General features: G+C 47.0%; 17 protein-coding genes. 5 read left to right on the forward strand and 12 right to left on the reverse strand.

The annotated features are described in order from the left end of the window. Positions 1–6: 6 nt before the first annotated feature. On the reverse strand, positions 7–1,512 hold the full coding sequence (locus Enr17x_RS19805) for a sulfatase-like hydrolase/transferase (RefSeq protein ID WP_145311451.1): 1,506 nt from the start codon (positions 1,510–1,512) through the stop codon (positions 7–9). 272 nt (positions 1,513–1,784) lie between these two features. Between Enr17x_RS19805 and Enr17x_RS19810 the strand changes: the two genes are divergently transcribed. Further along, positions 1,785–2,585 (forward strand): endo alpha-1,4 polygalactosaminidase, encoded by an 801-nt coding sequence (locus Enr17x_RS19810; protein ID WP_198000686.1) that lies wholly within the window; start codon positions 1,785–1,787, stop codon positions 2,583–2,585. Between the two features lie 11 nt (positions 2,586–2,596). Here the strand turns inward: Enr17x_RS19810 and Enr17x_RS19815 are convergent, their stop codons facing one another. The 5 genes from Enr17x_RS19815 to Enr17x_RS19835 form a co-directional block, all read right to left on the reverse strand. Further along, entirely contained in the window at positions 2,597–3,388 is a 792-nt protein-coding gene (locus Enr17x_RS19815) for a phosphoadenylyl-sulfate reductase (RefSeq protein ID WP_145311453.1), read from the reverse strand. Between the two features lie 227 nt (positions 3,389–3,615). After that, on the reverse strand, positions 3,616–4,431 hold the full coding sequence (locus Enr17x_RS19820) for an HAD-IIA family hydrolase (RefSeq protein WP_232100786.1): 816 nt from the start codon (positions 4,429–4,431) through the stop codon (positions 3,616–3,618). A gap of 576 nt (positions 4,432–5,007) precedes the next feature. After that, on the reverse strand, positions 5,008–5,451 hold the full coding sequence (locus tag Enr17x_RS19825; RefSeq protein ID WP_145311454.1) for an Hsp20/alpha crystallin family protein: 444 nt from the start codon (positions 5,449–5,451) through the stop codon (positions 5,008–5,010). Between the two features lie 361 nt (positions 5,452–5,812). Then, positions 5,813–7,225 (reverse strand): type I glutamate--ammonia ligase, encoded by a 1,413-nt coding sequence (gene glnA / locus Enr17x_RS19830; protein ID WP_145219061.1) that lies wholly within the window; start codon positions 7,223–7,225, stop codon positions 5,813–5,815. Positions 7,226–7,879: 654 nt separating this feature from the next. Continuing rightward, the gene (locus tag Enr17x_RS19835; protein WP_145311455.1) at positions 7,880–8,596 is read right to left on the reverse strand and encodes a pyridoxine 5'-phosphate synthase; all 717 of its coding nucleotides are present in this window, start codon (positions 8,594–8,596) and stop codon (positions 7,880–7,882) included. A 317-nt stretch (positions 8,597–8,913) separates the two neighbouring features. Here Enr17x_RS19835 and Enr17x_RS19840 point away from each other — a divergent pair, with 317 nt between their 5' ends. Further along, positions 8,914–13,488, forward strand: coding sequence for a putative Ig domain-containing protein (locus Enr17x_RS19840; RefSeq protein ID WP_198000687.1), 4,575 nt, complete (start codon positions 8,914–8,916; stop codon positions 13,486–13,488). Here Enr17x_RS19840 and Enr17x_RS19845 read toward each other — a convergent pair. The 6 genes from Enr17x_RS19845 to Enr17x_RS19870 form a co-directional block, all read right to left on the reverse strand. After that, positions 13,448–14,257, reverse strand: coding sequence for a lysophospholipid acyltransferase family protein (locus tag Enr17x_RS19845; RefSeq protein ID WP_198000688.1), 810 nt, complete (start codon positions 14,255–14,257; stop codon positions 13,448–13,450). The two genes, Enr17x_RS19840 and Enr17x_RS19845, sit on opposite strands and share 41 nt — an antisense overlap. Positions 14,258–14,375: 118 nt before the next feature. Continuing rightward, entirely contained in the window at positions 14,376–15,491 is a 1,116-nt protein-coding gene (locus Enr17x_RS19850; RefSeq protein WP_145311458.1) for a serine hydrolase domain-containing protein, read from the reverse strand. Positions 15,492–15,643: 152 nt separating this feature from the next. Continuing rightward, entirely contained in the window at positions 15,644–15,979 is a 336-nt protein-coding gene (locus Enr17x_RS19855; protein WP_145311459.1) for an STAS domain-containing protein, read from the reverse strand. 494 nt (positions 15,980–16,473) lie between these two features. Continuing rightward, positions 16,474–17,742, reverse strand: coding sequence for a DUF11 domain-containing protein (locus Enr17x_RS19860; protein ID WP_145311460.1), 1,269 nt, complete (start codon positions 17,740–17,742; stop codon positions 16,474–16,476). A gap of 67 nt (positions 17,743–17,809) precedes the next feature. Beyond that, positions 17,810–18,556, reverse strand: coding sequence for a hypothetical protein (locus Enr17x_RS19865; protein WP_145311461.1), 747 nt, complete (start codon positions 18,554–18,556; stop codon positions 17,810–17,812). A 155-nt stretch (positions 18,557–18,711) separates the two neighbouring features. Next, on the reverse strand, positions 18,712–19,851 hold the full coding sequence (locus Enr17x_RS19870; protein ID WP_232100787.1) for a hypothetical protein: 1,140 nt from the start codon (positions 19,849–19,851) through the stop codon (positions 18,712–18,714). Positions 19,852–20,177: 326 nt separating this feature from the next. Here Enr17x_RS19870 and Enr17x_RS19875 point away from each other — a divergent pair, with 326 nt between their 5' ends. The 3 genes from Enr17x_RS19875 (at position 20,178) to lspA (ending at position 22,963) form a co-directional block, all read left to right on the forward strand. Then, the gene (locus Enr17x_RS19875) at positions 20,178–21,152 is read left to right on the forward strand and encodes a LolA family protein (RefSeq protein ID WP_198000689.1); all 975 of its coding nucleotides are present in this window, start codon (positions 20,178–20,180) and stop codon (positions 21,150–21,152) included. A 161-nt stretch (positions 21,153–21,313) separates the two neighbouring features. Continuing rightward, complete coding sequence (locus Enr17x_RS19880) at positions 21,314–22,333, forward strand: vWA domain-containing protein (RefSeq protein ID WP_145311463.1); 1,020 nt, start codon at positions 21,314–21,316, stop codon at positions 22,331–22,333. Between the two features lie 66 nt (positions 22,334–22,399). Then, positions 22,400–22,963 (forward strand): signal peptidase II, encoded by a 564-nt coding sequence (gene lspA, locus Enr17x_RS19885; protein WP_145311464.1) that lies wholly within the window; start codon positions 22,400–22,402, stop codon positions 22,961–22,963. The last annotated feature ends 21 nt before the right edge of the window (positions 22,964–22,984 follow it).

Below are 22,984 nucleotides of genomic sequence, written 5' to 3' on the forward strand. Positions count from 1 at the left end.
GATCGATTAAAAATCGCGGAATGGACCACGTGGATCTGATTCTGCCATCTCTTTTTTCCAGTTAGCAAATTGGGCTTTCATTTCCTGCAGTTTTCGAGGATGGGTTTGGGAAAGATCATGTTTTTCACTCACATCCTTTGAAAGATCAAACAGGCCATTTCCTTTCGCTGATTCCACCCACTTCCAGTTGCCGACCCGTGCGGCTTTATCGGCCCGACGCTGCCAGTACATTTCTTTGCGTGGAGAATCAGTCTGTCCCATTAACGTCGGCAGCATATCGTATCCGTCGAAAACAATGTCTTCCGGCAGCGGAATCCCGGTTTCATTGAGAAAGGTTGGCACCAGCTCCAGAGATGTGAGCAAACCTTCGTTGACTGTGCCGGGCTTGATTTTTTTCGGGTAACGCACAAGACAGGGAACACGAATTCCGCCTTCAAACATCATCCCTTTTTTTCCTTTTAGTGGCGAATTATCTGAACCACCCCCGCCCCCGTTGTCGGAAAAGAATACGACGATCGTATTATCAGCAATTTGATACTCATCGAGCAGATCCAGAACTTCCCCAATAGCATCGTCCATACAAGTTATGGAGGCAACATATTCGAGCCGACGTTTGCTGGGAGAGACCCCCTGTTTGATGACAGGCCCCTTGGAAGTTTCCCGATATTCATAGCGGCCCGTTTTTTTCTTCGTCACCAGGGTATCTTTTAAATGCGGATACATTTTTTTGTACTTCTCCGGGGCCTGTGCTCCTCCGCGAATGCGGGGATCAAGGCTGGAGGCACCATGCGGTGCGTTGAACGGCAGATAGAGAAAGAACGGTTTCTGATGGTTCTCTTTCAGAAAGTGAATCGCTTCGCGCTGAAACAGGTAAGTGCAGTACGTGCCTTTATCTTCTTCGGTAGGCTGATTATCTCGAAACATGGAAGGCACGCCATAACGTTCGTGTGTAAAGTAATCGATGCCCGTATTACTGAATCCGTAGAAATCATCAAAGCCCCGCCCAAGCGGTAGAAACCGTTTATGAACTCCCAAATCCCACTTGCCATAAATCCCACTCACATAGCCTGCCTGTTTCAATAACAAAGGCAGTAATTTTTCACGCACATCCATGCCACCAATGCGTTCGAAAGTGACTTCGTATTCTTCGGGTTTGTACTTATAGCCGTAGTCGGGGGCCTCGTTGCGAATCATATCGTAAACACCATTTCGCTGAGGATAGCGCCCCGTCAACAAACTGCCTCGACTTGGAGTACAAGCAGGCCAGGTAACATAGAAGTTGGTTAGTCTGGCACCTTCTTTCGCTAATCGATCGAGATGGGGCGTGATGACTTCCTGACTGCCGAAACACCCCAGATCTTGATATCCCTGGTCATCGCTGACGATCAAAACAATGTTGGGAGGCGTTTCTGCGGCATGGACACAAAGCGTAGATAGCAGCCAGAAACAGAGCACCAGAGACAACCCCCTGATAATTTGACGACTACCCTGATTATTCAGATCTTGATGCATGGCTGGTCTTTTCAATGAATATAGTGGAAAATACATTAGGAACGAGTGTATCTTTCTTTAGAATAGCAAATGCTTCCGGGAAAACACAAATCACTTATGCGAGAACCAGCTTGATGAAATACGTTTTACACCTGATTTTGATTTTGACATGCAGTCTGAACCTGACCATGACACAATCAAGTTTGGGGGCTGAAAAAAATGAGTTCAAGCCGACTGGGCTTCAGCTTTATTATGGAAATGACTCTGAAGTTTTAAAGAGGCTGCAACAGAAAATGCGCAAAGGCCAAGTTGTAATAATTGAATTACGCGGCCTGAGCCAAAATCAAATTGCTGAGATCGTAAAAAATGCACGGAAGGCTGGCACCAAAGTGATCGCTTACATCAGTATTGGAGAACTGAGTCAACTGGAAAAAGCGAACTTCGAGCAGTTTCTGAAAGAGAAAAAAATACCAACATCATTAGACAGTATGATCCTGAGTAAAAACGAAGCATTTCAGTCCTGGCATATTGATGTCTCAGAGAAACCATGGCGTGAATTTCTAAAGCAAAAAGTCAGACATATTTATAAACAGAATGTCGATGGCCTGTTTCTGGATGCAGTGGATACCTGCGACCTGTATATTACCCGAAAAGAATGGGAAATAAAGCGACGGGCTCAAAGTGTCAAAGCAATGATCAGTCTGATCCGTCTAATCAAAGCATTCTCGCCAGAGAAATTCATTATGCAAAACCGTGGGCTGAATCTAATTGGAAAAAGCGTGTTTGTCGGCGACGCTACCGGCACTTTTATTTCCGGACTCGATCTGGCGCATGCTCATCCCAATAACCCGGATGGGTTACTCTGGACGGGGGCGTATGCTCATTCGAGTGCCTGGATTGCCAGTAAAGAACGGGACATGATTCAGATTCGAAAAAACGGTTTTACCTCGGTATTCACGCTAGGCTATGCCGACACAAATGTCTCACGGAAGCAATTCTTTCAGAACAGCCGTGCTGCGGGTTTCATCCCTGCCTGGGGAAGTTCAAATACGAAGCTCCACGAAGAATTGACACAGAATACTGTAGCTGAGTAAAAGGTCTCTGGTTAGATCATGAAGTCGGTTTCACGCCCCAGAATTCGATCGACCAGATCCTGAGACAGGTCAATAGCGGGCGCCTGTTTTCCTGAAACATCGGTCGGGTTAATCCCACAATACTGTGACCAGGGTCCCAGGTGTCGCCAACGCCCGGCGCGATTCGGTTCGCTTTCCATTACCGGAGTCGTGCAACGATTACATCCGATCGTTGGATATCCTTGTTTGTGTAGTGGATTCGTGATGACCTGATTCTCTTTGAGATAGGCTTGAAATTCCTCTTTGGACAAACTTGCCAGGATATTCACTCGCAGGCAGTTCATGGCGGGATCGATCGCTAAAATGGGTACATTGGCACGCTGCCCTCCATCGGCACGACGTAGACTGCCGATCAAAGCATCGTACTGATCGGATACCTGAAGCAGCGGTTGTGTTTTTCGCAAATCACAACACTGCTCTTGCCCTTCGACGGAAAGGTACAAGATCCCGAGTTCCTCGATCTGCTCCTGCATCGTTTTCGCTGGTTCAAGAGTCACAATGTTGACACCGTACTCCTTGATTAGCTGATCGCGGGTATCCAAAGTTTCCTGAAATAAAACGCCGGTATCAACAAACAGAATCGGAAGATCTGCTTTGATCTGACTGAGCATATGGGCAACAACGCATCCCGCACGCTGCATTGACGACAATGCTGCCAACCTGGTACCAAACATTTCCTGAGCCCAATGAATCAGCTCAAGAGGAGTTCGTTCTTCAAATGCTTCGTTGAGATCTGCTAAATCGGCTTGTGTGAGACGTGCCATTCAAGTATTCCTGCGGCAATTTTCTCTCTGTGTTGATGCGAAGAGAAAATCGCTGAATTTGAAACATATTCCTGCAAATGTAGTGCAAAATCTAATTTGACCACTTTATTCTCAGGAATTGTAGCGAACCCTCAGTAATACCTCAATGCGCGCATGAATGGGTTCTCGCCCATTCAGAGTGAAATAGATCACGGTCTCCCCCAAACCGATTCAGGACAGTTAGAAAATCAGGCCAGTAGTCGTTCCATCTTGGGAAAACGGGCCCCTTCCAATTGAAAGAACTCCTCTTTGTTCAGATCAGCAATGCTGTCTACTACCAGATCCGGCTGATAAGCGTAATAATCCAAGTCACCCAATGCAGTTCCTCCCGAGAGAACAAGCACGGAACGGTAGCCCATCTCCACGCCCCCCAGGATATCCGTTTCCATTGTGTCGCCGATCATCGTAGTCTGAGCTGAAGAAATTCCCAATTCCTGGCGGGCACTTCGCATCATGACAGGGCTTGGCTTTCCAACACTAAAGGCTTTCTTCTTTGTCGCTGCCTCCAACATCGATACAATCGCTCCACATCCCGGCCGGAGACCATTTTGTGTGGGACAGTTGGGATCCATATTTGTGGCAATGAGTTTTGCCCCATTTTCAATCATCCGCACTGCCGCTTCGATCATTTCAAAATTCATTGATCGGCCTTCGCCCACGACCACATAATCGGGGTCATGATCAACAATCGAATATCCGTTTCGATGCAAGGCATGCAACAGGCCGCCCTCTCCAATGACATAGGCTGTTCCATTAGGCTTGCTCTGCGCAAGGAAACGGGCTGTCGCCATGGCACATGTAAAGATGTGTTCTTCCCCCACCGTAATTCCCATGCGGGACAATTTCGTGACCACATCGCGGCGGGTTCTCTGGCTGTTATTCGTCAAAAAGATAAATGGCAGATCTCGCTTTTTGAGTTCATTGATAAAATCGACTGCCCCTTCAATCAGGTCAGTCCCTCTGTAAATGACACCATCCATGTCAATCAAGTATCCTGGTAACATCGCTTTCGGTCCTTGAATTAATAAATTTTGAGTCGAAACTCAGGTGGGATATCTTCAGATGCTGGAGCGCGCTCACTGAAAAAATCAGTGTTTGAATCGGGTCATGGAAGACTGTCTGTTAACTACAGCCCGAGGTGTTGTCTAAAATTGAACTCCAAATTGACCATCAGAACAATTCATTTTAATTAGCATCTGCTGAAGCGTTTTAGCGCATTTAAAACAAAACATGTTAAAGGGACTTCGCAATTGCCGTGCCGGACTCAATGCACGGATGAAATCAGACAAGCCTCACCGTAATCGTAACTCGTTTACTCAATACACGTTTCTGTGTTTGTTTGAGATTAGGATTGATCTGAAAACCATCCAATCTTTATCAAGACCTCATATAGACACATTGCATTCGACTTAGCATTTAAGCGGAGCTGCACAGGAAATAGACACGAATTGATGCGAGACCAAACAGGATCGCCAGTCTCATTTCCAAAAATCAGTAATGAAAAACCCCGGCTGTCTAAGTAATAGACAACCGGGGCCGCAACCAACAATTTTTTCAAAATGGAAGAGCAATCACAACTATTACTCTGGCTTGGTTACATCCTGAATCTCAATTCGCTTCGGTTGCATTTCCAGTTTTTTCTCCAGAACCACCGTCAATACACCTGCATCCAGTGTTGCAGATACTGAGGCCGGATCTACCCAGTCCGGCAACTGGACAACACGCCTGAACTTGCCATATCGGCGTTCATTATGCAGATATTCACGGTCTTCAACCGACTTCCTCTCACCGGTCAGAATGAGATGACCATCCTGGATATCCAGCGAGAGCTCATCCTTTTTCATCCCCGGTACATCCAGAGCTATATGGTACTTACTATCCTCTTCCCAAACCGAGAGGGGAGAATAAGCGCCTTCCATTCCTGGAAATGACTTCCCGAATAATTGACCAAAAGCATCATCTAAATCAGAACGAAGATTCGCAGAAAAAGGAAATCCTAATTTGTGAGAACGTGCGCTTAACATGAGACTTGCTCCTTATCATTAAGAGACAACATTATTTTAATTACGAAGACCAAGCTTTATTTCCAGCTCGCCCCTGAGCAATCAATGACATAGCATAACGCATGCCATATTGACGCCAATCGAAACAAAATCCCCTTAAGTAGAATAAAACCAGGAGCTTATAGACAACCTTTTTTCGCACACCAGATTTCACAAAATCAAAGCCAACAAAAAAACTGCCATTTTGACACACTCGGTAAGCGAATAAAAGACGCCATTATGGCACCTTCCGTTGTCCAGCCGTAAAAAAACTCGCAGCAAACCAATTGATTTACTGCGAGTTAATATCAAATTCCCTCAGGAAGTTTTCAACCTGCTACGCTTACGCGTTATAGTAGAGATCAAACTCATAAGGATGAGGGCGTAAGCGGATTGGATCCAACTCTTCAGTCCGCTTGTGCTTGATAAAGGAATCAATCAAATCCTGACTGAAGACATCACCAGCTGTCAGGAAGGCACTGTCTTCTTCCAGTGCGATCAATGCTTCATCCAAAGATTTGGGAGCAACATTGGTTTCGGCCAACTCTTCCGGTGTCATGTCATAAATGTCACGGTCCAAAGGCTCACCGGGATCAATCTTGTTCTGAACACCATCAATCATGGCCATCATCAGAGCGGTAAAGCTAAGATAACCATTGGCGGTCGGATCGGGACAACGGAATTCAACCCGCTTCGCTTTAGGACTGCCGGAATACATTGGAATTCGGCAAGAAGCAGATCGGTTACGCTGGCTCATTGCCAGAGTCACCGGAGCTTCAAAGCCCGGCACCAGGCGGTGGAAGCTGTTTGCGGTTGGATTTGACAGTGCAATCAACGCTCGACCGTGTTTAAGGATACCACCAATGGCATGCAGAGCGAGTTCGCTCATGCCAGCATAGCCATCACCATACATCAATGTATCTCCGTCTTTCCAGAGAGAGATGTGAGTGTGCATTCCGGAACCGTTATCTTCAAAAACGGGTTTCGGCATGAATGTCACAGTTTTTCCATTGCGTTTGGCAACGTTTTTGATGATGTACTTGTACCACATGAACTGGTCAGACATCTGCATCAGCGGTGCGAATTCCATATCGATTTCACACTGACCGGCAGTCGCGACTTCGTGGTGATGTGCTTCAACGACAATACCCACTTTTTGTAGTTCTTCAACCATTTCTGCACGCAGGTCACCATAGGTATCACTTGGTGATACGGGGAAATATCCCCCTTTATATCCCACCTTATGCCCCAGGTTCCCTTCTTCAGACCGACCTGTATTCCATGCCGCTTCTGATGAGTCGATTTCATACATGGCCCCTCTCTGATTAGAGAGATAGCGAACGTCGTCGAAGATAAAGAATTCAGGTTCTGGCCCGATAAAACAGGAGTCAGCAATACCAGTCTGCTTCAGATAAGCCAGACCTTTTTTAGCGACACCACGAGGGTCTTTGTTGTAATCTTCTTTGGTAATCGGATCGACGATGTCAGCCAGAACGCTGACGGTTGGCTGTTTGAAAAAGGGATCCAACTTAACAGTCTCTGGATCTGGCACAGCCAACATGTCTGAGCTGTCAATCGGCTGCCAGCCACGAATAGAAGATCCATCAAAACCGACGCCATCCTCAAAAGTACCTTCGTCCCAGGTACTGATGGGGTACGAACAATGCTGCCAGGTACCAAAGATGTCGGTAAACTTTAAGTCGACCATCTTTGCGCCGTTTTTTTCTGCAAAAGCAAAAAAATCTTTGGGAGTCATCGCAATTTGCTCCTCTATAATGTCTGAGTGAAACAGCAGGTAAAGAGGCCCGTCATCCCCCCTGTCCCGCGAAGAACCGATCATATTCACAATAAGTCTAGTAAAGCATGAAGCAGAATTCTCTTATTTCATCCCGCCTCGGAAAAGTAATCCATCAACCAACGAACGTTGCTATCGGAACACTTCTCACTTTACTTATTTCGTATGAGACACTTCAGCCCTGTTCACCGACAAAGTGAATTCAAGGACAAACCCCATACTTCCCTGGTTACTTAATTTCATCATGATTTTAAGTAGATCGGTTGGAAACAACAGCGATTGCAGGAGATCGCAACCATACCGAACCCCATAGGCACAAGATGCAACCACGCTCAATGTTGACGGATTCTTCAGCAGGTACATCTTGTTTGACAGATTACTACCGTAACGAATCAACCCGTAGAAATCTACTGTCAGACTCCTGTCTCAGGATAAATCCTTGCTCGATCTGAGATTTCCTAACTCCTGACAATCAAATAGAATTGGAGACTCTTAACGATTAGCAAATCCTGTGAAACAAGTCGCTTTGAAAAACCGCATCACAGCCTATAATTAACCATTCTTAAGTAAATCAGTCCTTGCACCACTTCGTGGTAACAAACACTCCAGGAAAGCTTAGATTGTGACCAATGCTTTCATCTCACGAACCGCCTGTTCCATTCCTACCAGGACAGCACGAGAGATAATGCTGTGCCCGATATTCAACTCACACAGATTGGGAATCGCAGCAATTTTTCTCACATTGCGATACGTTAAACCGTGGCCCATGTGCAGCTTCAGGCCTTGCTCAACAGTAAACTCAGATGCTTTCAGGAGTGTTTCATATTCCTGCTGCTGTTCTTCTGCCGAAGAGGCGTCTGCATAACGGCCTGTATGCAGTTCGACTGCATGCACACCTATTTTTTTCGAGGCAGCGATCTGGTCAAGATCTGGATCAATAAACAGACTGACTTCAATGCCCACTTCTTGAAGCTGATGCACACAGGTTTTGACACGTTCGAGGTTTGAGATGACATCCAAACCACCCTCCGTCGTCAATTCCTCTCGTTTTTCCGGTACCAGTGAAATCTGATCGGGTCGGACTTCCAGAGCAATCGCGATCATCTCTTCTTCGGCTGCCATTTCCAGGTTCAATTTGACTTGAACCGTCTTCTTCATTGTATAGAGATCATGGTCCTGAATATGACGGCGATCCTCTCTCAGGTGCAACGTAATGCCATCTGCGCCCCCTAATTCTGCCAGCACCGCAGCCCAGACCGGGTCCGGCTCATGGGTTAAACGGGCCTGTCGAACTGTGGCTACATGATCAATATTAACACCCAGGCCTGGCATGGTAGATTTTCTTTCTAAAGCGGAGTTAGATTCGAGAATTCTAATCAGAAAAACAGAACTGAGACAAAGTCCTACTTTCCCGACAATCAAACGACAAAAAAGTTCTCTGAAATCTCAAAAAGATAAAACGTATATTATTGGATTTTGAGAGAATATCCAGAACCGGACTCTGCGAATCTCGGGCAATCATATTTTTTCTGAACAAAAACAAACTCTTTTGTCGCATTTTAGTACTCGCTGACGAATCACTTACGGATCAAGCATCCAGTTCCCTGTTTCCAACTGATTCGCAACTTCAATTCAGCAGTGAGATGACTATGTTTTTCCATAAATCCAGCAAGTTCTACAAACGTTTTATCACCAATATCTGCCAAAACCTCTTTCAGAAAACAAACCATTCAGCGAGACGAAGACGAAATGCGGCAAGCTATGCATACTCTCAAACAGAATTTCTTGAGGAGCGACAGTTATTAGCAGCCGACGATTTAACCGACCTGAGCGATGATTTTGAAAACGCCGATACACTGCCCAACTGGCAACGGATCTTTCAAACAGAAGGCTGGGGCGGGGATCAATTGGAAACCTGGGACATCGATGACACACAGCCCGGTAAAATGGTATTCGCGCCTCATACAACCGTCTGGTTTGATGACTACCGCGGTCCCTTGGTCTACAAGGAAATCACTGGTGATTTTGTTGTGACGACTCAAGTACAGATTGGAGACCGTGACGACATTGGAGACAGCGACCTCGACGACATTCCAAACGGTTCAGAATTCTCGCTGGCGGGACTGATGATTCGTACTCCGCGGAATATTGTTAATCCCGAACTCGACTGGAGCGAGGGATCACAAGAGGATGACGGCACCAACAATGGAGAGAACTATGTCTTTCTGTCTCTCGGTTGGGGAAATTCAGGAGATGAATTTGAATTGGAAACCAAAACAACGCGTAACAGCGACTCCGAACTCTTCCTGCAGGATATGGGCAATAATTCTGTGATCAATCTGCAGATTGCCCGCATAGGTGATACCGTCTATACGCTCTATCAAATCCCCGGTGAAGAATGGGTCCTCAACAGTCGTGTCCCACGTCCGGATTTACCGGAAACACTTCAGGTCGGTATGGTGGCTTATACTGACTGGGAAAAAGCAAATGACTATGATCCGTTCTACCAAAACAACAATACACTCCAGCCGGGTGGCTTCGATCCGACACCATACGTTCCTTTTCAACCAGACCTGGTTGCAGGATTCGAGTACATTCAGTTTGATCGTCCGGAAATTCCGGAATATTTACAGGATACAAATCTGGGAATCCATGCCACAAATTTGCAATTGCTTTCCTTCTTAGGCGAAAACGTCAATTCGCCGATTCTTCCTAATCCGGACACTGACTTTCCAATGGAGGTCGGCATGAACCTGGAAGGCATCGCGGACTGGAGCACGGCCTGGACTTTTACCGACATGGCTCACACCATGCGATCCTGGGTGAGTGTCAGCTACAATGAGTCTACATTTTCACAAGACTGGGGCTCCACACTGTTCGATATCAATCTGGATGAAAATGGCTGGCCTACCGAATCCTACTCAACCACCAACGAAGAGGGGCAAACCATTACTCAACAACTTGTTGCTCCAATCTTGACAGGGAACGTGAATCCCGCCGGTATCTATCGGGCAGAATGGGATGGTGAAGCAACAGTCTGGCTTCCAGGAATCATTGAACAGGGAATCACCCCTGAAGGGCGCCATTACGCACTCCTCGATCTGCCAGAAAACTATGATATCTTACTTACTGTGAGTGGTATTGATCCTACAAATTATTTCCGCGATTTTAACCTGTGGTTGCCCGACTACAATGACCAAAGTTTTGTCGGTCAGGACTGGCAGCCAGGTGATACTTTCTCTCCTTTCCATCCCTTGTTCCTTGAGCGTCTGGCTCCCTTTGAAACGTTGCGTTTTATGGACTGGATGCATACGAATGGTTCCGACATTGTCTCCTGGGATGACCGAGCAAAAGTCAGCGATGCGACCTTTTTTGGAAGTGATGACGATACCGAGTTTCATAACGGCATTGCCCCGGAATATATGATTGAGCTCTCTAATACACTGGATGCCAACCCCTGGTTTAACATGCCCCATATGGCGGACGATGACTTCGTACGTGAGTTTGCGGAAATGGTCCGTGATAACCTTGATCCAGAACTGACGGTTTATGTTGAATGGTCCAATGAAATCTGGAACTACGCTTATGGTTTTGAGACCAGCTACTGGATCGATGAGCAACTGAATCTACCCGAAAATGAGGGAATGAACTGGTTTGAATTTGCGGCCGGTCAAATACAGCATGATTTTGAAATCTGGCAGGATGTTTTTGCTGGACAGGAAGATCGTCTCGTACGTGTAGTCGCAGGCCAGCAAGCAACACCATCGGTTCTGGAAAACCTGCTCGCGTATATGGATGGAAACTTCGATGCAATCTCAGTGACCGCATATGCCGGTCTCGGATATGATCAAATCTCTAGTTTTGATGAATTCACTACAGCCGATGATGTGATCGATACGATTCTGGAAGAATCGGTTCCATGGAGTCTGGCCCGCCTGGTCGATCATCAGAATATTGCAAATCAATATTCCGCAATCCTGGGTCGGGAAATTGATCTGGTCACCTATGAAGGTGGATCGCATCCCAGCGCTGCCAACTGGCCGGCCGAAGCAGCCGTGCATGAAGCTTCGCTTAGCCCTCGTATGTATGATGTTTATCAAGTGTTACTGAACGGTGCGGATCAGATTGGCGTTGATCTGTATAATCAATATGTATTTACCGGCAGCGGTGAGTCTGAAGACTGGGGCGACTGGGGACTGTTACATAATATGGATCAAGCCCTTGAAGAGGCATACGAATATCAATCGCTTGTTGATTTCATCGACAGCAACACCGCTGTCCCGATTGTGAGTATTGAATCGCCCGCTTCCGGAATCGAAGAACTCAGCACCTCGAATCTTGAATTCACATTCACCCGCAGTGAAGACAATCTGGATCAACCTTTGACTGTGACTTACCAGATTTCTGGAACCGCCACGGCCGGTGATGATTACATCAGCTTGACAGGAGAAATTACCTTCCTTGCCAATGAAACGTCAGTTCCGCTTATCGTCGGTATTCTGGATGATCTGATTGACGAAGACGATGAATCAATCGAAATCCAGCTTCTGGACCAGGATCATTACGACTTAGGGGAAGTCAATCTGGCAACAGGTCTGATTCTCGATGATGATTTTACCAATGTGGCTCCCGTCGCAGGGCCCATTTCTAATCAAAACATTCAGGTAGGGGGTTCCCTCTTACTGAATCTCAATGGGATTTTTTCTGATGCCAATATGGTAGACGGAGATCAGCTTACATTATCTGCGATGCTGTCTGGAAATGCAGCGTTACCGGACTGGCTCATTTTTGATCCAGAAACTCAAGTATTGAGTGCTAACCCCGGTATTGGAGATGCAGGCAACTACGAGATTGTGGTCACAGCCACTGATCTGGCAGGACTCGAAGCCAGTAGTTCGTTTCAATTGACAGTAAGTCCTCTGCTCTTTACGCAATATGATACCAGAATTGTCAAATCACCCAGTTCCACCTCTGCGAATGGAGAAACAACAACTCTGCCTGAAAGTGCCGGCTTCCTGCATGAATGGGAGACATATTGGGTCGAAGTCTGGGGCAGTGTTTCCAATTCGTCAGAAACAGGAGTTAACGCGTTTTCTTTCAATCTGAATTACAATACAGATTATACGACAGCAACAAGTATCGAGTTTGGTGCTGCTTTCTCGGAAAATCAGTCTGGTGAAATTATTGATGAAAATGGATCGATTCAAGGCATCTCAGCCAGCACGAGCATGAGCGACGTCGGCGATGATCAGTTTGTATTACTCGCTCGCATTGAGTTTTCGCCCACTGAAAATGATCAAGTCAGCATCAATTTCGATACCCAGAGCGTCGGTCCTTATCAGGCTGGTTTTACGATTGATCAACCTGATCTTCAACTGGCCGATGAGGTCAATAATCAAATGGGAGCCGTCAATGTTGCGGATGCCGAATTCTGGGCGGTCCCCTACGATGCAAACGATGACGACAAAATCAATATCAGAGATGTTATCTCTTTTATCAAAGCTTATGGCAAGAACAGTAACAGCTTGCAGGTACCACAGGCCTGGCTCATGGATTATGATCAGTCAGGAAAAGTGAATTATCGCGACCTGATAATGTTAATCTCAAATTATGGAAAATCAAAATTGGACAGTTCCCATGTGACGCTGCCTCCCAATTTCCCGAATGCCTGGTCTTCACAAAACCTGAACGCAGACTCGATCGCACTATTTCAACAACAAATGGCAACTCCTCTCAAAATAGAAAAAGCGATTTCGACCGCACAGGCAGCCACCAAGACTTACGTGGAATCTATCTCACCAGCGGAATATCAGACACTCAATAACACGAGAACCAAAGCCGCAGATCTTCCCGAGAAAATCCTGGCCAGAACATTGCCTGGAACAATTCTGATCGATGTCTCAGCTGCTGGATATGGATGGTTTGTGGATAATACACCTTGGTCTCACTCGGAATTCTCTACTTCCAGCACATCTGATTGGCGTGCTCGAGTCAACTCGGCAGTAACTGAACGAATCGACCTTTTGACGACGATCTCTCATGAATCAGAGCACCAGTTGGGACATCAACATGAAACATCGGGATTGAGAAAATCAATGCTTTCTCCCGGCATCCGTCGACTTCCTACCAGAAACATTTTTGCTCATCACAAGCAGGATCGAATTCAGGAAAACGATCAGTTTTTCAGTTCGTTGAGCGATAATGATCTGCTGGCATTTGGATAAGCTGTTCCTGCTCCTCAGATGTGGGGCTTCCCAGATACTCGGTCTCCCCCAATTCGGCAAGTCTCTGCATCATGAGTGTGGTCACTTCTTCCAGTACGTCTTTCGAAGCGCGGAGATCATAATAGGCGGAAAGATCAATCGGATCGCCATAGACTAATGATGTCTTCGAAAATGAATAGAATGGTTCCACCATACTTTTACCGCCAGGAGAGTTATTAATATAGACTGGATAAACGGGTACACGAGAACGCAGTGCCAGAAAGGCAATCCCTGAATTCGCATGTACAATAGGGCGTCCTTCCTGAATCCCCCCCTCAGGAAAGACGCCGATCAGATCTCCCTGCTTTAATCTACGAAGTGCATCACGAACAGGAGCAACATCTTTTCCATTCCGATCAACGGGAATCGATTTCATGGACCGCGAGATCCAGCCTACCAGACCTGGAAGTTCATAATACTCTCGGGCCATTAAGAAACTGATACAGCGTTTTTTTTTCTTTGGATTTCCCAAATGAGAATTATACCAGAGAATCACTGGGTCAGCAGGACTGCGATGATTGGCGATGATGATCGCAGCTGAATCACCTGGAAAGGGACAACGGCGATTTGCCCTGACATGCCACAAAGCCGGCACATAAACCCGAGCAATCACAAATAAAATCCAGGCTTGCCATCCATCGGGAAGCTTCACCGCCTGATAGACAACGACCGTTAAAACAACGAGAGCATAAAACACGAGTATCAAGATGCTGACTGTTTCTGGATTCATTCTCAAAGTTCGTGTAAAACAAGATATATGATACGAAACACAGGATTTGCTGCTCCCAATTATAGTCTCAATAAAAAAAATATGGCAACATAAACTCTCGCAATCAACACACGGACAGTTACTGCTCGATTGTTGCAACGATTGTATTCGAAATGCGGGCCAGAAAACGCCCATGAGGTTCTTGAGGCTGGGTCGTCAGGATGATGGCGGACGCTTGTAGCCGAGGATCAATCCACAACACAGTACCTGTTGCTCCGCCATGCCCGTACGCGTTGGGAGACAGCAAATCTCCATAATAATCACTATTGGCTGGCGTCACAATTTGCCAACCCAACCCCCAGCCTTTCCCCTGTCGGGCTGACTTCGATAAACCAGGAATGTTATTCAATTGATTTCGCGTGGCTTCCTCTAGAGTTCGGGGAGAAAAGATCTGCTGTTGCCGGTAGCGTCCCCCCTGCTGTAGCATCTTAACCAAGTTCGCTAAATCAGAGGGAGTCGTGAATAACCCTCCCCAGGGGGCACCAAAGCCTCTCCAGTACGGACTATTCCAGCCCCAATGCGGTTCTATGTTCAATTCTTCCGGTATTCGAATTTCGGTGATCCGATCGATTTTCGGCTGATTCCCAGTCGACCATTCGCCAGGAACTCCCAGCGATGTATCTCTCATCTCCAGTGGTTCAAATAGTACTTGTGTTAAATATTCTGCACAGGTTTGACCGGTGACTCGCTGTATCACCTCTGCTAAAATGGCAATCCCCGAACTCTGATATTGCACCATTCTCCCCGGTGGTTCATCGGGAGCGATCTGGCAAATCTGTTTGACAAACTCGGAAAGGGGGGCGTTCGCAGAACGCAGTTCACGGTTATTCGGCAGCATATCGGGCAATCCGGAAGTATGCGTCATCAGATGCCGAATCGTGATGCCATGCTTACCGGCACAACCGAATTCAGGAATGAATCGTTTTACCCGATCACCCAGCAAGAGGTCTCCCGCTTCAAGCAGTTTCAGTACCCCCAACACAACAATCGGCTTTGTAATCGAAGCAACCAGAAAAATAGCATCTTCGCGTAAAGATTCTCTTTCATCGCTAACTCGCTGTCGCCCTTTGAAGTAACTGCGTGATGCCTCTTCCACCATGACCTGCAGGGCAATCGCCGGCACCTGGTCTGTTTCATAGAAATGATCAACCAGTTGTTCAACCGCATTCCAGCGTTCGGCATTAATTTGAGGCATTCTTCCAGCCTGTATAAGTCAGAGTACAGGGAGAGTAATAAACTATTTCCAGCCTAATCAATCTTTTCAAATTTGAAAAGCTGATTGCGCATCAAAAAAGCGAAAGCCAACGGTAATCGACTTTCGCTGTTTGATTAATTCCGATCTCTCCACTAATAGGGAATCTCCACATCATGCAGATGCATGAACTGATTCAACTTTGTGATCTCCAAAACTTCACGAATATCATCTGAAGGATTGTAAAGGTGAATCTCGATATTAAGATCTCTCATGGATGCCAGAAGACCGAGCATACCACTGGGGATCAATTTGACGCCTGTCAAATCGATGGCGAGTGTTTCACAATCTTGCTCCTTCACCAGTTCCAATAACTCATCTCGAATATCTTTCACACTGAAGCTATCCAGAATATCTCTCCCACCAAATCCGGCCACACACAGGGGGCCCGCATGATAGACCTGGAGAATTCCTCCCTGTTGAACTGTCATCGCAATCGGTTCCTTTATTAAAGGGAAAATGAAGCGAAGCAAACAAGAAAATAAATAATGAACAACAAAGTCCTAAAACTGCTTCGCAATACGTTTCCAATCCACCGAACTAATATCGGCAATTCATGTGCCAATGGCGACATCTATACAGAATTTTACGGACTGGTGGTTTCCTATAAACAAGCAGCACACCTAAGCCCCTATTATAAAGCCGCTTACAGATCAACATCTAGACAGAGCTGAAATCTGCTCTGAAGGACTTGCCTCATCACACTGCAGTAAAATACCTCATACTGTTACAATTTGAAACAGTCCACAGAGCACCTCTGCATCTTTTGAAGGCATCGGCAAATCTCCTAATGTGTCCCTGAAAACAGGAAGAAATAAGTCGCCCGTGCGTAAAGCAATGAAAAAAGCCCGCTCTGCAATATTGCACAGCGGGCTTAGGATTCGCGGGAATCCACAAAGTATTTTCAGTTTGATCTTCTCCAGCTCTAACGAACACGAGCCTGGAAGGTCACGACGCCCCCCTGGTGTCCTTTCACTGTTTCATCGACTTCGAAAGTCAGAATCAAGCTGCCTTCATTATTGTCTTCGACAACCAGACGCCCTTTGCGATCCGATGTGGCACTATCCTGAATATATTCCAGTCGAGGCGTTAAGTTGTCCACAATCTTAATCCCGTCGACATCGAAATCACCGACATTCTCATATTTAATGGTGAAGGTAATCACGTCACCAGGTTCCGCATTTTTCTTATCTGCCAGTTTGATAAGTCGCAGATCCCCTTCAGTTTTTCGTTTGTCTTCGACACCAATATATTCTTCAGGTTTGATGGCTCGTTTGGATTCATGGGCCGATTGTTCCCGAATTGCAATAACAGGAAACTGCGTTCGTGACCAAATTGCTGCAGCCTGGACCTGATAGGCAATTCGGGCTTCATCCGATTGTTCAAACTGCCCGGTGGTCTCTGTTCCTGTATCCTGGAACAGATTGTTTAGCTTGGTATGACCGCTGATATACGCAGTCTGCCCCACAGATCCCTGTTGACTTTCTGTTTCCACACCACTGGCACGCGAACGCATGCGAATGCCTTCCAGTTGCTCGCGCTGTTTGTGTTGAGTAATCACCGTACGTGCTTCTAGGCCGACGCCATGTACTGTGTCTTCAGTTGCTGCAAGAGTATCAACAGACGTTCCGGAGAGAGGTGAGCTGGCCGAACGAATCGCTGCAAACCGGGGTGCATAAACGGCGACCCGATTTGATTTTTTCACTTCGTGTTTCCCTTTGTGAGTTTGATACTCAACGATAGTGTCTTCCGTATCCAGTCCCAGACGATGGTAGTCATCATAGTGCACTGGATTCTCTCGATCGCCACCATCAAACAGATATTCATCCGGGTACATTTCAATGACCGCAGGATCAGTCCCGGCAGGCAGAGAGAAATCTCGTGCGACCGCCGGAGAAAATTCAGAATAAGGAGGACACTGTTGTGCCATTCCGGGAGCGGGCTGAAAGTAGGCCACCTGTTGCACTGGCGATGCGGGAGCCACAGCCTGGGCCGCGACCTGTGCAGGAGCCGCGAGACGCACTGCTCCTACTTTTGTATCAAAGTCGGCATGTTGTACGGCCGGTGATTGTTCCTCTACCTGTTTAGGAATTGGTTTATTCCAAGGCGTAGAGACTGTGATGGGGGATAAACTGGAACACCCACTGCAGAAGCCAAGCAGCATTATCGCTACCGCAGAGCAGACACGCTGCATTCGCAATGCTCCTCTTCGGATTCGGTACGACAAGTTCACCACAGACGATCCTTCAATGAGTTAAGTATCAATGTTTTACGTTTGAGTTTTTGATTTCAACAACAGGTGCCCCGCTTCCATAAAAAGCAGGATCTTCTCCCCGAGTTGAAGGCAGCCGTCCCCCCATTCGCAGGATCAACATCGGACGACCTAATAAATCTGCCTCAGCAATCAGGTTCTTCTGAGCCGTGATTGCCTGTGTTGGCTGTCGATCAAATTTGGCGGGCACCGCGGTCTGAGGTCGCTCCAGATAAACCACTTTGGTGACCATTCTCCCCGACAGAGCCAGTTCGATATCTTCCTGAGTAAAAGTCACAGGAATCGGATACTGTTCTGCTAACCCTGCTGGCGGATGCAAACGATCTATCAATTCAATGGTCGGATAGAGTTCGACTCCCGGAAATTCGGGCATACCACTGAGTTTGACTCGATAAACATATCCAACAGCAAACCCGATCGGAGCGGGAGAGGCTTTTTGAATCCTTTGTTGAGGACCACCATCAAAAAAGGTGACTGTGCCTTTGGAAGGCAGGGAAAATTTCATCGGTTGAATATAACCGGCTTGAACCTGCCCGGACAGCGCCGCCCATTGACCGGCGACTCCGGGTGGCGTGCGTTGATTCAGGGGATGATAGAATTGATTCCCCGCATTATACTTACGTCCCCCGATGACCTGCTGAGACCAGGCCGAGGGTAGCTCCATGACAAAAACGATCATGGTCATTAACAGCATTGTTAATAAGCGTGATCGGTTTTGTCGTTTAAATATCGTCATGACTAAGAGTTTCTAGGATCAAATGTCCTGGAGGATGACAGAAGATAATTTAGCCGATTTAGAAGCGACTGCAGTAAAGACTTGAAACACAAAAAGACAAGGGGTTGCACTCCCTGCAACAGTGTGCAGGAAGTGCAACGTGGGTCCTGAGTCTTTTAATACCCTGGTCCTGGTGCCATGGTTCTTGGATAAGAAACCTGACCGGGAGAGTGAACCGGGTGGCTTTCTGAGTATTGGACATACTTAACAGGTTTGGGCAAACTTGGTGCTGGATTCTGTTTGACGTCCACCAGGAAGTGATCCACTGGTTTGGGTAAATTGGTTTTTGACGTATTTCTGATTGTATAAGATTTCAAGCTGGCTGGTCCCCCCAATGGAATGTGAGGTGGTCCAGGTAGGCCGATTGGTGTTCCCGTCATTGGCATACCCCAGGCAGGAGTTGGACCAGCACCGGCAATCGGATTGTAAGCAGGTTGTCCGGGTGCTCCCATTCCGCCCATCATTGTGGGAACAGGCACACCAGAAGCGACACCAATGGAATCTCCGGGAATGGGCATCGGAGCCATGTGTGCTCCTGCATCACCATCGTAAGAAACCTGTGAAACTGTTTCGTTTGCACCATCTCCAGAAGGCATTTCCAGATCCATGTTACCCATTCTCAGTACAGCCATAATCGTACCACGACGATCAGCTTCTGCGACAGGGTCCACACCGGGATCCAGACGTGTTGAGACGAGAGTCTCTACACCGGCAATCGCCAGTTCCTGGAACTTTTCATCTGGCAGATAGATGACCTTGGTGACAAAGTTGTTGCTTTCTACCTGATCCAGATCTTCCGGAGTGATCTCCAGAGGGATACTGTTATGAGATAGATAAGCGTCCGTAGTCGGGTGTGAAGGATACACCTGCAACGAAGGATACAAAGCCGGAATCGCACGTCCGGGAATGTGTGACAGTTTTAACCGGTAGGTTGCCCCCTGATTAAAATTGTAACGTCCGGGTGCAGTGATCTGATTCTCGGCATAGCCTTCAGCTACCTGCCAGCCCACCTTCATCCCTGCTGGACCCACAAAACGAATTTGTGAGGTTCGAGCAGCAAATGCACTCATTGGAGGGGGAGCCAACATCGGCAACACGCCGGGTCCCGGTCCATCTACCATAGGCCCCGGACGCTGCATCATCGCAGCCGGTGGAGCATGGTACTCACCTTTGTTAATAACCTGTTGCCCATCGGCTGCACAGCCAACGCAAACAACAACCAATGTTCCTAAAGCCAGGAAGTAGTACTTCATCATGACCCCTTGTTCGAATACACCACGACGAATAATGCGACTTGTTAAGTGAAGAACCGTCCATCACAAACTAAGACGTCGATCCCTGGTAATTTGGAACGGTCGACGTTCGGTTCAAAAAAGACTCAGTTTTCAGGTCGACCCCAAGCCCGAAATATCGTTAAAATACAGCGAGTCCCATATTTCAAAGATTTCATTCTGAGCTAAAACGGTCTGCTGACTGAAATACTCCAGCCAACTAGAGGCACATAGATGGCCTCATACATCTGTTTTCGGACTATTGTGGTCCGATTCTTTGGTAAATTCGTTTTTTTCCGAACAATTAGAACATGTTACGCATTTTAACTCTGACAATTTGTCTCCTGCTTGTGGTCGGCCTGAGCAACGTTTTCATGATTTCTTCCTGGGCTGATTCGCCACAAGCCAATACTATAAAAGGGGATATAAAGAGTGTTCCAGACCGCCTTCTAGCCTGGGCGTCTCAAGAGCCCCAGCCCAAAAAGACCGCGGCCCCGGCAGACGAGTCGGAAAAGAATTTGAAAAAAAATCCGGCCCAGGCGAATGCATTACTTAAACGCGCACGCGAAAAACTACTGAGCTACAGCTCTATCAGAGCACAGATCACCGAAAAAGTAGAAATCGGGCCCAAACCCTTTGTGATCAGTGGCAGCTATCTGCAAGGCAAAGACCTGAAGCTTCGGCTGGAATTTCAAGTCCAGAGTCAGAAGAAAAATGATAAGCCTGTCGGGACCCTGCTAGAAATTTGTGATGGGCAGGTACTTTGGACCGAGCATAATATCAAAGGGACCTCACGAGTTACCCGTCGCGATGTGCAGGCGATCTTGCAACAAGCCGAATTGAACCCGAAATCACAGCCAAACATGCTCGTTGCAGAACTAGGCCTGGGTGGACTTCCCGGACTGTTAGCTTCGATCCAGAAAAACATGAAATTGGAGAGTGTGTCAGAACGCAAGGTCAACGGTAAGGCCTTGACCGTCTTGAATGGGACTTGGAAAGACGAGTTTCTGGCACAATGGAAAGGGGGAGATCCTGCTTCCCCAGTGCAGCTACCCGCCTATGTCCCCAATGGAGTCAGAATCTACCTGGATCCACAAACACTCTTTCCCAGAAGAATCGTGTACCTGAAAAAAAATAAAGAGACTCTGGAAAGCATGGTGACGCTCAACTTTACCAAAGTCACTCTCAATGCCCCCATTCCAGCAACCGAATTTGCCTATGAGCCTCCCGATGGCGTCTTTCCGGTTGATATTACGAATCAATATCTTAAACAATTAACGCAATAAATACGTAAATGTAGTAAGAGACTCATTCCGTCAGTAGGAGTACGCAGTTCATCCCCAGCAGAATCACGACCCTAATCTCATTTGAAATCACAACTTAAGAAAACAAGGCATCAACCAGAGCAGTTTTATCACAGGAAACCACTCAACGGACCAGAATAACTATGCCGGCAGCATTTACAGAATTAAAACAGCAGAAATCACGATGGCAGAGCAATTCTCCTCTGCATGTGGTTCCCAGCTGGGCTGCCTCGCTTGCGATCCATTCCTTAATCCTGCTGATTCTGGTCTCCAGTCTTAATCGGTGTGATAGTGGCCAGACAGGGGGACAGGAAGGAAATCTCCGAAGTGTCGGGATTTATGTCAAACAATCGCCTGAAGCAGAGCAAATTCAGGAATCAGAACAAGAATCTCAGGAAACCACTCCAAACCAACTGACTCCTCAAAATCAGGTGACAGAAGTTCTGGATCAGCCCCCCGTCGACCCTCGCCTCCCGGAATTGAATTCAAAACTACTGGGAGCAGGACCAACTCAGACTCCCAGTATTCCCAATTCCCCATCCACTGATTTAACAACCGATCAGTTAATGTCTCCCAGCACAGCACTCGCCCCACCTGTAATGGGGACGGGAAATGTGAACTTTTTTGATGCAGTCGATTCCGGTAAGCGATTTGTATTTGTCCTCGACTGTTCGGGCAGTATGGCAGCACCGCAAGGAGCTCCCATTCGTAAAGCCCGCTCAGAACTGATCGCCAGCCTGGCTGGTCTTAATCATCACCAGCAGTTTCAGATCATTTTTTATAACACCAGTACCAGGGCGATGCAGCAGCGCGGCAAAGCAGCCGGATTGCTGTATGCAACTGATATCAATCGTACCCTGGCCCGTCAGTTTATCCAGAGTGTCGAACCAGATGGAGGCACGGATCACCTCCCGGCACTAAAGAGAGCTTTAAGTTTTCAACCGGATGTCATATTCTTTCTGACAGATGCCAAGCATCCTCAGTTATCCAGTGCGGATTTGAATGAAATTCGTGTTCGCAATGGTGGTAAAGCCAAGATTCACTGTATTGAGTTCGGAGAAGGTTTCCCCGTCAAAGAAGGAAATTCACTCGACAAGCTCGCTCGACAGAACCGCGGCAGCTACCGTTATTATAATGTCCGCAAGTTTATCAAGAACCGTTAATTGTTTTTACAATTTTGACAAATTCAGCCCAAATCAAATTCACTCCCCCCAGAAAGTCGATCATTCATGTCTGTGACGGTATCCAAAGCGACTCGCTATACCTTACTGATAGCCTGTTTGCTGTTTTGTGTCGGCTGTGATCAATACACCAAAAAGATCGCCTTTGAAAAACTCAAATCTGAGCCGGCCATAACCTATTTCAATAATACGCTACGCATGGAATATGCTGAAAACACAGGGGCTTTTCTCAGTGTCGGTAGCCGTCTTTCGAAACCAGTCCGATTTTTTCTGCTGGTAATTGCGAACGCAGCCTTCTTAATCATAGTCAGCGGTATGTTAATCTTTCGCTGGCAGATGCCACTGATTCAATTCATTGCACTTTCTCTGCTACTCGCTGGTGGGATTGGTAATTTAATTGATCGCGTTTTTCTGAATGGAATCGTGATTGACTTTCTGAACATCGGCTTCGGCCCGTTACGCACGGGAATTTTTAATGTGGCTGACATGGCCATCACAGGGGGCGCCCTGCTGATGTTGGTATCGTGGTTATTTACAAAAGATCAAAACGCGAAAGGCAACCAGGTTGAATCGTCCTCGACTGAGCAGGTTACCCCCTCTACAACGGAGTAATCCATTCGGCTGACTTCGAAA

Origin of the sequence: Gimesia fumaroli, from assembly GCF_007754425.1 — a bacterium.
In the GTDB taxonomy this organism is placed as follows: domain Bacteria; phylum Planctomycetota; class Planctomycetia; order Planctomycetales; family Planctomycetaceae; genus Gimesia; species Gimesia fumaroli.